Raw genomic sequence first — 12700 nt, forward strand, 5'->3', positions numbered from 1 at the left:
ATGTGACGCCCTGTCAATTCGCCGCGTTCATCAGGTCGAGCGCGCTCTGTTGCCGGGCCGCGTCGGTGGAGTCCACCGGCCCGGCCCAGTGCAGCCCGTACGCGTCAAGGGAGTTGCGGTCGTTCGCGTACGCGGTGTCGGCCTGGCGTTTGATGTAGGTGGTGTAAGGGCGGTCGGACAGACGGGAGTTGAAGGCGCCGAGGCCCCGGATGTACGCGCCCTTGAAGGACGGCCCGTCACCGCCGCAGCCGCTCGTCTCGCACGGCTCCCGCAGGATCCCACCGGAGTTGAGGGCCGTCGACGTGGTCGAGGCGTCACCGATCTGCCGACCGGTGGTGAGGAGAGCGGAGTCCCCGGTCGCCCGGTACAGCTCCGACAGACCGCCGAGCAGGACGCCTTGGTTGTACGACCACGTCGTGTCGCCGTTGTTGCCGCAGGTCGCGAGGTTGATGCCGTCGTTGACGAGATGGGAGCCGTTGATCATGCCGGTGCCCTTGAACCACGACCACTCGGCGTTGGCGCGGCCCAGGTAGGTCGTGTCGCCGGCGATGCGGTTGTGCAGGGCCGCGTTCAGCTCCAGGTAGAGGGAGTTGGCGATGGCGTTCTTGTAGGTCTTCGCCGTGCTCCACCACACTCCGCCGCCGCAGGTGGAGTCCCAGTACCTGGCCATGTAATCGGCGTCCGCGCGGGCGGTGTTGAGGTAGCGGGAGTCGCCGGTGAGGTCGTACGCGTCGACCCAGGCCAGTCCCCACCAGCCGGTGTCGTCGATGTAGTCGTTGGTGAAGTTGCCGCCCTGGGCGGAGAGGTTGCGGTCGTAGGTGTTGGCGATGGCGTACTTGTAGCTGCCCATGCCGGTGACGCGGATGTTGTCGATGAGTGCGGTCAGGGCGTTGGCCGAGTTCCACCAGCCGGTGGTGTCGAACAGTCCGGTGCCCAGGTTGTAGGACTGCATCAGCGCGGTGGCGGCGGCAGTGGGGCGGCTGCCCGCGTTCCACGTCGTCCGGGCCCACGGTGTGCAGGCGATCTCGGCCCGGTCCCCCGCCTTGCCGCAGGCGCGCAGGGCGCCGACGCCGAGGGCGTTCCAGTCGTCGACGTTGTACATCAGGGTGCGCCAACCCCCTTGCCCCGCGGGGACGGTGGTGTCGCCGAGCTTGCTGCCCGAGCTCCAGGTGCGGCCGCCGTCGAAGGAGCGGTCGAGCCAGACCTCGTCGCCGGGGCTGCCGTTGGTGATCGAGGCCCAGCCCATCGCGTCGGTGTCGTCGAAGTGCAGGGCGATGGCGCGGGAGTAGATGGTGGCCGACACCGGCTGGCGGTCACCCGGGGACAGGGCCGGGTCGCGGGCGTCGCAGTACTTGTTGCAGACCGTCGCCTCGGCGGCGGCGCTCGCGACACCGGTGGAGACCGGCACGAGCAGGGCCAGGGCGGCGATCAGGCCGGTCCCGATCCGCCTGATGCGTCTTGCTGTTGAGGTCATGCCGGCTCCATCGAGGTGGGGGGTGCGGGAGGTCAGCCCAGGCGCCATTGCTGGTTGGCGCCGCCGTTGCAGGACCACAGCTCCAGGGCGACGCCGTTGACGTTTCCGGCCGCCTGGTCGCCGCCGGTGACGTCGAGGCAGAGGCCCGACTGGGTGCCGGTGATCGTGCCGTTGGGGTTGAGGCTCCACTTCTGGTTGGCGCCGCCGTTGCAGGTGTAGAGCTGCACCTTGGTGCCGTTACTGGTCTGGTTGTTGTACGCGTCTAGACACTGAGTGCCGCCGTAGAGCCGGAGTTCACCGGCGGCGGTGATGGTCACGGCCTGGTTGGTGCCGCCGCCGCAGTCCCAGATCTCGATCTTGGTGCCGGGGGTGGTCTCGCCGTTGTAGGCGTCGAGGCAGCGGTTGGAGGAGGCGCCGATCAGCGGGTGGGTGGTGCCGACGCTGGTACCGCTGCCGGCGGAGACCCGGTACATGACCGAGCCGTGGCCGGGGACGCTCGCGGAGATGGTGCCGGTGGTGCTGCTGATCACGTGCGACCAGAGGTTGTTGAGCCTGTACGAGGACGCCGAGGGCAGGCCGGCCGCCGTCGCGGAGGTGGTGATGGTGGCGGCGGAGGAGTTCTCGTTGAAGAGGACCACCGAGACGTCGCCGTTGGCGAGGGGCTTGGAAAGGACGTGCAGGCCACCGGAGTTGGAGATCTCGGTGCCCTGCTTGCCCAGGGAGTCCTGGTCCACGGCGATGACGTCCTTGTTGCCGTAGAGGGAGAGCGTCGCGGCGGTGGCCTTGCGCAGGTCGGTGCCGGCGATCAGCGGTGCGGCCATCTCCGACCAGAGGCTGAAGTGGGAGCGGTCCTCGGTGAACGACATGCCGTTGCCGACCTCCAGCATGTCGGGGTCGTTCCAGGCGCCCGGCTTGGCGTACGCGGCGAGCTTGACGTTGGCCTTGTAAAGGGACACCACGGTCGAGAAGTTGACGTTGATGTCGTCGGTCGTGCGCCAACTGTTGCCGACGCCCGCGCCCCAGGTCCAGACGTCGGCGAGGCCCCAGTTGCAGAGGCTGTAGACGATCGGGCGGCCGGTTGCCGCGAGGGCGTCGCGCATCGCGGTGTAGCGCTGCTGGTCGGGCACGTTCTGGTGGTTGCAGTTGTCGTACTTGAGGTAGTCCACGCCCCAGGCGGCGAAGCTGTTGGCGTCGGTCTGCTCATGGCCGAGGCTGCCGGGATAGCCGGCGCAGGTGGCGGTGCCGGCGCTCTCGTAGATGCCGAGCTTGAGGCCCTTGCCGTGGACGTAGGCGGCGGTGCCGCTGATGCCGTTCGGGAACTTGACCGGATCGGGGACGAGTTGGCCCGCCGCGTTGCGGGCCGAGGTCATCCAGCAGTCGTCGATGTTGACGTACTGGTACCCGGCGTCCTTCAGCCCGGAGGAGACGAGGTAGTCGGCGGTCTGCTCGACGAGTTGCTCGGTCACGTTGCAGCCGAAGGCGTTCCAGTCGTTCCAGCCCATGGGGGGCGTCCTGGCGAGGCCGTTGTCCAAGGCCTGCGCGGGCGGCGCGGCGCGCAGCACCAGCAGGGCCGGGACGAGGGCCAGCAGCAGCACCATCGTGAGGGTGACGCTCAGACGTCTCCTGAGGGGGGACGGCACGGTCATGTCGAGGTCTCCTGTTTCGCCGTGTGGGGCCGGACGAACTCACCGTTGGAAACGTAACCATCGTGAAGGTTCCATCAGCGCGGCCGCACCGTCAATGGTCCGGACCAAAATGTCCCGGGAGTGAACTACCCGTGTCGTCAGATGCGTTGACGGCCTCATGAGTCGATGACAACGTTTCCATCATCCGCGCCCACCCGCGCCCTTGGAGGCCCTCATGTCCCCGCGTCCCTCCCGGCGAGTGATGATCGGTTCCGGTCTGGCCGCGCTGACGGCGGCGGCCACACCCGCGCTCGCGGCCGAACTCCCCGGCGCCGCCCGGGCGTTGTCCCGCGCCACGTCCCTCTACTCCGCGCTGGGAAGACACTTCGACACGGCCGACGGCTCCGGGCTGGTCCGCGAGCAGCTCCCGGCAGCGGGCGGCGACAACGCGTACTCGTACGAATGGCCCTTCTCGCAGGTGCACATCGCCGCGCTCGATCTCACCGCTGTGGACGGGCGGTTCGAGCCGGAGCTGACCCGGCGGGCGGCGGCGCAGGAGCACTACTGGAACGCCGGCGGCGGGACGACGAAGCTGCCCGGCTACGCCTCCTACCCCGTCGCGCCGTACGGCTCGGGCGGTGACATGTTCTACGACGACAACGAATGGGTCGGACTGGCGAAGGTCCAACGGCATCTACAGACGGGAGACGCCGCCGCGCTGGCCCGCGCGAAGGAGATCTTCGACCTGGTCAGGTCCGGCTGGGACACCGACAGCGGTCATGCCGCGCCCGGCGGGGTCTTCTGGACGCAGGCCGACTGGAGCCACGACCGCAACACCGTCTCGAACATGCCGGGCGCCCAACTCGCCCTGCGCCTGCACCAGATCACCGGCGAGGCGGACTACCTGGACTGGGCGAGGCGCTTCCACGACTGGACCGACACGCATCTCCAGAGCCCAAATGGCCTGTACTGGGACCACCTTGACCTGCAAGGCAGCATCGAGAGGACCTTCTGGTCCTACAACCAGGGCGTGCCCGTCGGCGTCGCCGTGCTGCTGTACGAGGTCACCCGCGACCGCGCCCATCTGCGCCGGGCGGAGCGGGTCGCCGCCGCCGCGTACGCCTACTACGTCATGCAGGGGCGGCTGTTCACGCAGCCCGTGTTCTTCAACTCGATCTTCTTCAAGAACTTGCTGCTCCTGGAGTCGGTGACCGGGAAGGACACCTACCACCGGGCGATGGCCGCGTACGCCGACCAGGTGTGGGACACGATGCGCGATCCCGCCACCGGCCTCGTGCACTTCGATACGGCCGGCGGCACCCAGGCGATCCAGCAGGCGGCCCTCGCGCAGATCTACGCCGTGCTCGCCTGGCCCCGCGCCAAGTGGCGGACGCTGTACTGACGTTACGGGTGCCCGATCTCCCCCGTGCCGCGCGCGATCAACTCGACCGGGAGGACGGTGCGGTGGGAGGGGGAGTCGTCGCCGTCGATGCGGTCCAGCAGGATGTGGGCGGCCCGGCGGCCGAGCTCCTCGGTGTCGGAGGTGACGACGGTGACCGGGGTGGCGAGCATGTCGGCGAGCTTGAAGTCGTCGAAACCCACTACGGCCACGGTGACTTGGAGCTCACGGCAGGCCCGTAGGACGCCCTCGGTGAGGAAGCCCGTGGTGGAGAAGACCGCGGTGGGCGGGTGCGCGGAGGTGAGCAGGGTGCGAGTGGCGGCCTCGGCCTCCTCGGAGGTGCCGCGGCGCAGGGTGACGACCAGGCTGTTGTCGGGCTCGATGCCGCCGCGGCGCAACGCCTTGCGGTAGCCGCGCAGTCGGCGGCCGGTGCTGTAGTACGAGGGCGCGACGAGGATCGCGATACGGCGGTGGCCCTGGTCGATGAGGTGCTGGGTGGCCTTGTGCCCGCCGTCCTCGTTGTCGACCAGGACGACATCGGCCTCGGCGCCGGTGGCCGGGCGGTCGACGAAGACGATGGGCACGTGGTCGTGGCCGTTGATCTCGTTGAGGAAGGCGTGGTCGCCCTGGTCGGGGACGATGATGAGCCCGGCGACCCGGCGGCCGATCAGCTCGCCGACGGCCCGGCGCTCGACCTCGGGGTCCTCGTCGGCGGTGCTCAACAGGACGGCGTAGCCCGCCTCGTTGGCGACCTCGACGGCGGCCTTGGCGAGGGAGGCGTAGAACGGGTTGGTGAGGTCGCCGAGCAGCAGTCCGATGGTCATGGAGTTCTGGCCGGGGCGCAGGGAGCGCGCGATCTCGTTGCGCTGGTAGCCGATGGCGGTGATCGCCGCGTTCACGCGCTCGGCCGTCTCCTCGCGGACCGTGCCGATGCCGTTCACGACGCGGGAGACGGTGACGACGGCGACTCCGGCCCGCTCCGCGACGTCGCGCATCGTGGGCCTGGTGTTCTGGCGGTGCGGGGGACGACTGCTCACGTGAGTTGAAGACCAACCTTCCATCGCGTACCGGGGGCCGGGACCGCCCTCAGGATACGTATCGGGTCCCGGCCCGCCGCTCGGCCCGGGACGCTAACTGTTGTTCTTGATCACATCGTTGATCTTGTCGGTCATCGTCTGGAGGTCGGACAGCGGCTTCTTGCCGTTGAGGATGTCCGGCCAGTAGGCGGTGATCAAGTCATTTGACTGGCTGGCCCACTGGGTGGTGAAGCGCACGCCGATGGTGGTCGGCGTGTTCAGTCCCGCCTTGACGGTGGCCGCGACGGTCGTCTGGCCGGCCTTGTCGAGAGCGCCGAAGTAGGCGCTCTGGGACGAGAGATAGGCCGGGGCGGCGACCGGGGAGTCGGGCAGCACCTTGGTCCACACCGTGGAGTCGAGGTACTTGAGGACCTTGAAGGTGGCGTCGGCGTTCTGGGTGTACGACGGGGTGCAGATGCCCACGGCGTCGTACAGGGTGGCGGGCTTGGTCACCTGGGGCAGCGGCGCGAAGCCGTACTTGATCTTCGGCTTGTCGGTGAGGAAGCCGGCGGCCAGCCACTGGCCGCTCCACAGCATCGGGATCTGTCCGGCGGCGAACAGCCCCTGCTGGTTGCTGATGTCGTAGCCGGGAGGTGCGATGGCCCCGCTCTTGATGCCGGCCACGACCTTGCCGACGCCCTCGGTGTACGTCGAGTCGATGGTCGTCTTGGTGGGCTGGTGCACGTTGTCCGCGAAGGGCTTCCCGCCCGCGGACAGGGCGTACGTGCTGAGCGAGAAGGGGCCGTCCGTGGAGGTCAACGCGTCGGCGACCAGGCCGTACTTGGCGCCCTTGGCGTGCAGTTTCGCGGCGGCGTCGAACATCTGGTCCCAGGTCCAGCCGGCGGCGGGCACGGTGATGCCGGCGGCCTTGAAGGCGTCGATGTCGTACCAGATGCCGTAGGTGTTCAGCAGGGAGGGGACGCCGCCTATCTTGCCGTCGGCGGTCTTCCAGTTCTTCATCGTGGACGAGACGAAACTGCTCGCGCCGAAGTCACTGGAGTCGGAGAGCCTGGAGGCCCAGTCGGTGAGGAGGCCCTGGCTGGTGTACTGCTGCTCGGTGTCGTTGCCGCACCAGAACAGGTCGGGGAGCTTCTTGGCCTGGGTCAGGGCGGCGAGCTTGTCGCTGTAGTTGCCGTTGGGGGTGTCGACGCGCCTGACCGTGATGTTCGGGTCGTGGAAGCCGGTCAGGGCCTGGTCGATGGCCTTGTTGGTGGCGGCGGACTCCCAGGTCATGAGGGTGACCGTGACCTTGCCGTCCGACTGCTTCCCGGACGAGCCGCCGCAGGCCGCCGTCGCGAGCAGTCCCCCCGCCGACAGCAACACTGCGGCGCAACGGATCCATCGTTTCATCGTGGCCTCCTGATACCTGGCTGGCATACGGCTCGTAGGTGGGTCGGAACGGGGTGTGGATCAGCGCTGGTTGACGGTGCCCAGGGCGCTCAGACCTTGGATGAAGTAGCGCTGGGCGACGAAGAACACGATCAGCGGCGGGAGCATGTAGAGCAGGTTGGTGGCCATGTAGAGGTTCCAGTCCGGGGTCTGGCCGGCGAACTGGGTGACGAAGGAGGCCATGCCCACGCTCAGCGGCCACTTCTGGGACGAGTACAGGTAGATCAATGGGTTGAGGTAGTCGTTCCAGGACATCTGGAAGGCCAGGATTGACATCGTTATCCAGGCGGGCTTCGTGATCGGCAGCATCACGCTCACGAAGATCCGGACGTGTCCCGCGCCGTCGACCTTGGCCGCCTCGTCGATGGAGTGCGGGATCGACAGGAAGTACTGGCGGGCCAGGAAGATGAAGAGCGGGTTGCCGCCGAGGAAGGCCGGGACGATCAGCGGGAGCCAGGTGTCGTACCAGCCGATGTCCTTGAAGAGCTGGAACAGCGGGATGATGCCGACCACCGGCGGCAGCAGCATGCTGCCGACGAAGACGTAGAACCACACCTTCCGGCCGGGGAAGCGCAGCCGGGCCAGGGCGTAGCCGGCCATCATGGAGGTCATCACCCCGCCGATCACCGAAAGACCGGTGATGACAAGGGAGTTGAGCAGCAGGCGCGGGAAGTGGATGACCTTCGGGCCGTCGATGAAGTTCTTGAAGTGGAACTCGTGGGGCAGCAGTTTCGGCGGGACCTCGAAGACCGCCGAGGGACCTTTCAGCGCGACGGTGAGCATCCAGAGGATGGGCAGGATCATCACCGAGCTGATCAGCAGCGCGGTCGCGTACCAGGACGCCTTGCGTACGGCCCGGCCGCGCGGCTTGGCCGGGAGGGGTGTCTTCGGCGCCGTCGTCGGCGCCCTCGTGACGTCAGGAGACGTGGTCACTGTAGGTCCAAATCGACGAGAAGCGGGCGGTGGCGGCGATCACGACGACGATGACGAGGAAGAGCACCCACACCTGGGCGGAGGCGTAGCCGAACTGGGAGACCTGCCCGAGCCGGGGGAAGCCGTTGTCGTAGATCGACAGCATCAGGGTCCTGGTGCTGAACCCGGGGCCGCCCTGGTTGTCCGGCGAGAGGATCTTCGGCTGGTTGAACGCCTGGAGGGCCGTCACCATCTGGAGGACCACCTGCAGGATCATGATCGGGCTGATCAGCGGGAGGGTGATCCGGAAGAACACCGTGCGGGAGCCGGCGCCGTCGAGCCTGGCCGCCTCGTACAGCTCGGTGGGGACCGCCTGGAGTGCGGCGAGGAAGATGATCATCGTGGAGCCGACGCTCCACAGCATGACGATCACGATCGACGGCATCGCCGAGTCGTCCCCGGACAGCCACTCGCTGGTGGGCAGATGGAGCCAGTGCAACACCTGGTTGGCCAGGCCGACTTGGGGGTTGAAGACGAATTTCCAGAGCGTGATGGTGGCCACCACGGGCAGGACGACCGGCAGATAGCACAGGGTGCGCAGCAGGCCGACGCCCCGCATCCGCTGGTTGCAGAACACCGCCAGGGCCAGCCCGATGATCAGCGACAGCGGCACGTACAGGACGACGAGCAGCAGCGTGGCGCGCACCGAGGGCCAGAAGGACGGGTCGGTGGTGAACATCCGGCGGAAGTTGTCGAGGCCGACGAACTTCGGGTCCGTCAGGCCGTTGTAGGTCGTCAGCGCGAAATAGGCGGACCGGAACAGCGGGTAGACGACGAACGCCGTGAAGCCGATGAGCGCCGGTGCCAGGAACACATACGCGGCCAGGGTGTCCGAGGACCTCTTCGGTGGTCGTCGCCAGGGACCTCCGAGACGGCCCGGACTCCCCCGGCCGGGCGGCCGGTCCACGGGCGGTACGGCGGTTCGCGTCTCTTGGTGCGGAGCGGCTGTCACACGCGCTCACCTTCTTCCTCCGAGGAGTTGACGATCACTCGGACCGGGCCGACCCGACCGTCTGGTGGTCGCCGACTCCTTCAAGGTAACGTTTCCATTCCCTGGCGATCACACCGTGGCGCACGCCACATGAGGGAGTCAAGAGGCGCGATGGTAACGTTTCCCGGATCAACATCCGGAACAGTGTGGGCAGTTCCGGAGTCGCTGAGCACGCTCGGCCGACGGCTGGCGGGCGAGTTGCGGGGTGGTCCGGCGGGGGACATCGTCGAGCGGTGCCTGGCCAACACGTGGGCCACGTCGATGAGTTGGGGGCGTTCACCGGAAGGCCCGGCGAGCGGGTTGCCGGCCGGCGTCTCGGGCGGCTCGACGGACGTACCGTCGGAGGTCTTCGTGAAGACCGGCGACATCCCGGCGATGTGGCTGCGGGACAGCACGGCGCAGGTCCGCCCCTACCTCGCCGTCGCCACGGACCCGGAGGTCGGCGACGTCCTGGCCGCCGTCTCACGCCGTCAGATCCGCTGTGTCCTGCTGGACCCGTACGCCAACGCCTTCAACGACGGCCCCACCGGCGCGCACGGCGAACCGGCCGACCGTCCCGCGCCGGGTGACTGGGTGTGGGAGCGCAAGTACGAACTCGACTCCCTGTGCGCGCCGTTGCAGCTCGCCTACGCGATCCGGCGGGCCACCGGCCGCGAGGACCATCTCGACGAGGCGTTCCATCGAGCCGCCCGGCTGATCGTGCGGCTGTGGCGGGCGGAGCAGTCCCACGCGGACTCGCCCTACCGCTTCGTCCGCCCGTCCGGCCCGTTCGCCGGAGACACGCTCCCTCTCAACGGCCGCGGTGGGCAGGTCGGTTGGACCGGCATGACCTGGTCGGGCTTCCGGCCGAGCGACGACCCTTGTGCCTACGGCTATCTGGTGCCGGCCAACGCGCTGGCGTCGGCGAGCCTGCACGGGCTGGCCGAGCTGGCGGCTGCGGTGTTGGACGACACCGAACTCGCCCATGAGGCCTGGCGGTTGGCGGACGAGATCGACGCCGGGATCCTGGCACATGCGGTGGTCCCGGTGGACGGCACCGGGATCCTCGCCTACGAGGTCGACGGCCTCGGCGCCGCGCTGCTCTGCGACGACGCCAACCTCCCGAGCCTGCTGAGCCTCCCGCTGAGCGGTTGGTGCACGCCGGAGGACCCGCTGTACCGGGCTACTCGCCACTTCGCGCTCTCCGAGGCGAACCCCTGCTATTTCAGCGGGAGTTACGCCTCCGGGATCGGCAGCACGCACACACCCGACCGCCACGTCTGGCCGCTGGCGATCGCCACCGCCGGCCTCACGGGCGACACGGACGAGGCCGCGCGAGCACTGGAGACCCTGGCCGCCACGACCGCCGGTACCGGCCTGATGCACGAGAGTTTCCATGTCGACGCGCCGGGCCGGTTCACGCGGGACTGGTTCGGCTGGGCAAATGCGATGTTCTGCGAGCTCGCCCTGGAGGTGTGCGGGGACGGGGTGCGGCAACTGTTTCCGGTGCATCCGCGGGCGTTGCCCGGCGGGTCGGGGACGGGGGGCGGGCCGGCGTGACGCTGCGTCATCGACCGAGGCAGGTGGTTGGGAGTCGACAGTGCCCGTATGAACGAACACGCTTCGGGAGGCGAACTCCCTGTGCCACGTGGGCTGTTCTGGACTCGACTGCGCGCCGGGCGCCGAGACGAGCGGTGACGACACGTCCGGGCGGGGTTGGGAGCGGACCCGGCGGATGGGTGTGAACACGCTCGCCTTCCGACTGGCCCAGCACAACAGGCTGTTCACCGTGGACGCGGACTGTGTGCCCTGCGCACCGCAGACGGACTGGAACCTCAACCGGCAGTTCCTGGACCTGGTCGCACGCTCGGGTACGGCCCTGTTCGTGTCGGTGGATCCCGCCGCCCGCACGGACCATACGGACGCCGATCTCGCGGCGGCCGTCGGGCTCGCGCTGGACGGCGGGACACCCGGTGGTGTCGAGCAGCTCGACTGGCTCGCCACCACCGCACCTCGTCGCTGGCGGGTCGGTGCCGAGACTCTCGTCTACGACTGGGCCGAACCCTGGGGAGCGACGCCTCTGGCTGTCTGACCTCAGGGGGCGATGGTCAGGCTGCCGTAGTCCGAGAGGTTGGTGAGGTTGACCTGGCTCAGGGTGGTCGCGGCGCTCGTGCTGCCGGGCATCACGATGTGGCTCAGAGCGACGCCCGAAATCGGCGCGCCGGGAAGGCCGTTGACGCGTGCGGCGGTCGTACCGGCGTTGCGGACCCGGACGTTGGAGATCGTGACGCCGGTGACCGGGCCGATGCCCGCCGTGCTGCCGGTCATCATCGCGAGCCAGGTGCGGTTGCCGTCGTTGCTGAAGCTGAGCCGTTCGATGTCGATGTCGTCGAACTTGAGGTTCGTCGCGCTCGCCGTGCCGTACTTGTGGTGGACGCCGATGCCGACCGCCGCGTCGTAGACGACCACGTGCTGGAAGGTGACCTTGTTCTGCGACTCGTAGACGCCCTGGCCGACCTTGACGCCGTAGCAATAGGTCCAGGAGACAAGGTCGTTGAAGGTGACGTTGTCCAGCGGGCGGGCGGTGCCGGGGACCGACTTGTAGATGTCGGCGACGTCGGGCCAGGTCTTGGTGCTGAACGGGTCGTCGAGACCGATGCCGATCGCGTGGTCGACGGTGACGTTCGTGGACTCCATGACGTCGATGCCGTCGTTCTCGCCCATGTCGAACCTGTTGAACAGCTTGATGTTCCGGAAGGTCAGGTCCGAGGACCGCACCGGGATGACCGCCCAACTGCTGGACTCCCGGAAGGTGATGCCGTCGACCGTGAAGCCGCTCGTGTAGATCGGGGCGAGGAGGTTCACGCCGAGGTTGGAGGGCGCGAGCGCGGCCTGGCCGTTGCCGTCGATGATGCCGCGGCCGTAGATCTTGATGTTCGTCGAGGAGTACCGGGTGGAGATGAACCAGGTGAGGTCACGGCCCTGCGAGGTCTTGTGTCCGGTCACCACATAGTGGCTGGCCTCACCTGTGTAGCGGAGGACCGCGCCGGGGGCGAGGTAGAACGCGAGGTTGCTGCGCAGGTAGAGGTTGCCGAGGGTGTAGGCGCCGGCCGGGACGTACACGATGCCCTGGGTGCCGTGCGCGGAGCCGTACGCGGCGGCGTCGTTGAGGGCGTTCTGGAAGGCGGTCGTGGTGTAGGCACCGGTGTTCGGCTGGGCCGAGTAGGGCGCGCTCTGTACGTTGAACACGCCGGTGCCGCCGGTCGCGGGGTGGTCGGTCTCGGCCGGATCGGCGGCGATGACCAGGTTGGGGCGGCCGTCGAGCTTGACGATCAGGTACTCGTCGTTCTGGACGGTGAAGGTGAGGGTCGGGCCGCTGACGGTTCCCGTGATCCCCAGCTTCTGCGGGCTGATGCTGTACGCGCCGATGGCCGTGTTGTTGAGCTTGGTGACCGAGAGGGTGGCGGTGCCGGTGCCGAGGGCGAGCTGAGCGATGTCGTAGCCCGTGTACTTGGTGACGGGTACGGACGTTCCGTTGACGGTCAACTTGTAGTCGGTGGAGGCCGGGTAGACGGACGGGACCGGGTATGCCGTCACGGTGCCCGTCGCGGCCCGGGCGGGGTGCGGTGTTCCCAGAAGTGCCGCCATGCCGAGCAGAAGTGCCGTGAGCCCAAGGGCCAGACAGCGCCGGAGGGGACTCCCGGCTCCGGCGATCGGCGTCCGTGGTGAGCTCATCCGGGTGTCCTCTCGTTGGAAACGTTGCCATAAACATGACAACACAATGGTCTGGACCAC

The 12700-nt window shown here is 68.3% G+C and carries 10 protein-coding genes; 3 read left to right on the plus strand and 7 right to left on the minus strand.

What is annotated here, in order from left to right:
* Positions 1 to 13 precede the first annotated feature (13 nt).
* Both OG223_RS08470 and OG223_RS08475 read right to left on the minus strand, forming a co-directional pair.
* Positions 14 to 1474 carry a glycoside hydrolase family 76 protein gene (locus tag OG223_RS08470; protein ID WP_329244658.1) on the minus strand — a complete coding sequence of 487 codons (1461 nt, stop codon included), beginning with the start codon at positions 1472 to 1474 and terminating at the stop codon, positions 14 to 16.
* A gap of 32 nt (positions 1475 to 1506) precedes the next feature.
* Positions 1507 to 3120 (minus strand): glycoside hydrolase family 27 protein, encoded by a 1614-nt coding sequence (locus OG223_RS08475; protein ID WP_329244660.1) that lies wholly within the window; start codon positions 3118 to 3120, stop codon positions 1507 to 1509.
* A 214-nt stretch (positions 3121 to 3334) separates the two neighbouring features.
* On the opposite strand from OG223_RS08475, the gene OG223_RS08480 reads away from it, so the two are divergent.
* Entirely contained in the window at positions 3335 to 4501 is a 1167-nt protein-coding gene (locus tag OG223_RS08480; protein WP_329244662.1) for a glycoside hydrolase family 76 protein, read from the plus strand.
* Between the two features lie 2 nt (positions 4502 to 4503).
* Here OG223_RS08480 and OG223_RS08485 read toward each other — a convergent pair whose 3' ends face one another.
* The 4 genes from OG223_RS08485 to OG223_RS08500 form a co-directional block, all read right to left on the minus strand.
* Positions 4504 to 5535: a LacI family DNA-binding transcriptional regulator gene (locus tag OG223_RS08485; protein WP_329244665.1), complete on the minus strand. Its 1032-nt coding sequence runs from the start codon at positions 5533 to 5535 to the stop codon at positions 4504 to 4506.
* A gap of 93 nt (positions 5536 to 5628) precedes the next feature.
* Positions 5629 to 6924: an ABC transporter substrate-binding protein gene (locus OG223_RS08490; RefSeq protein ID WP_329244668.1), complete on the minus strand. Its 1296-nt coding sequence runs from the start codon at positions 6922 to 6924 to the stop codon at positions 5629 to 5631.
* A gap of 60 nt (positions 6925 to 6984) precedes the next feature.
* Entirely contained in the window at positions 6985 to 7896 is a 912-nt protein-coding gene (locus OG223_RS08495; protein ID WP_329244671.1) for a carbohydrate ABC transporter permease, read from the minus strand.
* Entirely contained in the window at positions 7880 to 8749 is an 870-nt protein-coding gene (locus tag OG223_RS08500) for a carbohydrate ABC transporter permease (protein WP_329244674.1), read from the minus strand. Before OG223_RS08500 ends, OG223_RS08495 begins: the two co-directional genes overlap by 17 nt.
* Before the next feature lie 321 nt (positions 8750 to 9070).
* Between OG223_RS08500 and OG223_RS08505 the strand changes: the two genes are divergently transcribed.
* Together OG223_RS08505 and OG223_RS08510 are read left to right on the plus strand one after the other, a co-directional pair.
* Complete coding sequence (locus OG223_RS08505) at positions 9071 to 10465, plus strand: glycoside hydrolase family 125 protein (protein WP_329244677.1); 1395 nt, start codon at positions 9071 to 9073, stop codon at positions 10463 to 10465.
* Between the two features lie 88 nt (positions 10466 to 10553).
* Positions 10554 to 10997 (plus strand): hypothetical protein, encoded by a 444-nt coding sequence (locus tag OG223_RS08510; RefSeq protein WP_329244680.1) that lies wholly within the window; start codon positions 10554 to 10556, stop codon positions 10995 to 10997.
* Between the two features lie 2 nt (positions 10998 to 10999).
* On the opposite strand, the gene OG223_RS08515 is transcribed toward OG223_RS08510, so the two are convergent.
* Entirely contained in the window at positions 11000 to 12640 is a 1641-nt protein-coding gene (locus OG223_RS08515) for a glycosyl hydrolase family 28 protein (RefSeq protein WP_329244683.1), read from the minus strand.
* Between the last annotated feature and the right edge of the window lie 60 nt (positions 12641 to 12700).

The organism is Streptomyces sp. NBC_01478, from assembly GCF_036227225.1.
Lineage (GTDB): Bacteria > Actinomycetota > Actinomycetes > Streptomycetales > Streptomycetaceae > Streptomyces.

Bases quoted from the DNA above. Each gene is read 5' to 3' on its own strand.
- OG223_RS08470 (WP_329244658.1), bottom strand. From the start codon at position 1,474: ATGACCTCAACAGCAAGACGCATCAGGCGGATCGGGACCGGCCTGATC.
- OG223_RS08475 (WP_329244660.1), bottom strand. From the start codon at position 3,120: ATGACCGTGCCGTCCCCCCTCAGGAGACGTCTGAGCGTCACCCTCACG.
- OG223_RS08480 (WP_329244662.1), top strand. From the start codon at position 3,335: ATGTCCCCGCGTCCCTCCCGGCGAGTGATGATCGGTTCCGGTCTGGCC.
- OG223_RS08490 (WP_329244668.1), bottom strand. From the start codon at position 6,924: ATGAAACGATGGATCCGTTGCGCCGCAGTGTTGCTGTCGGCGGGGGGA.
- OG223_RS08515 (WP_329244683.1), bottom strand. From the start codon at position 12,640: ATGAGCTCACCACGGACGCCGATCGCCGGAGCCGGGAGTCCCCTCCGG.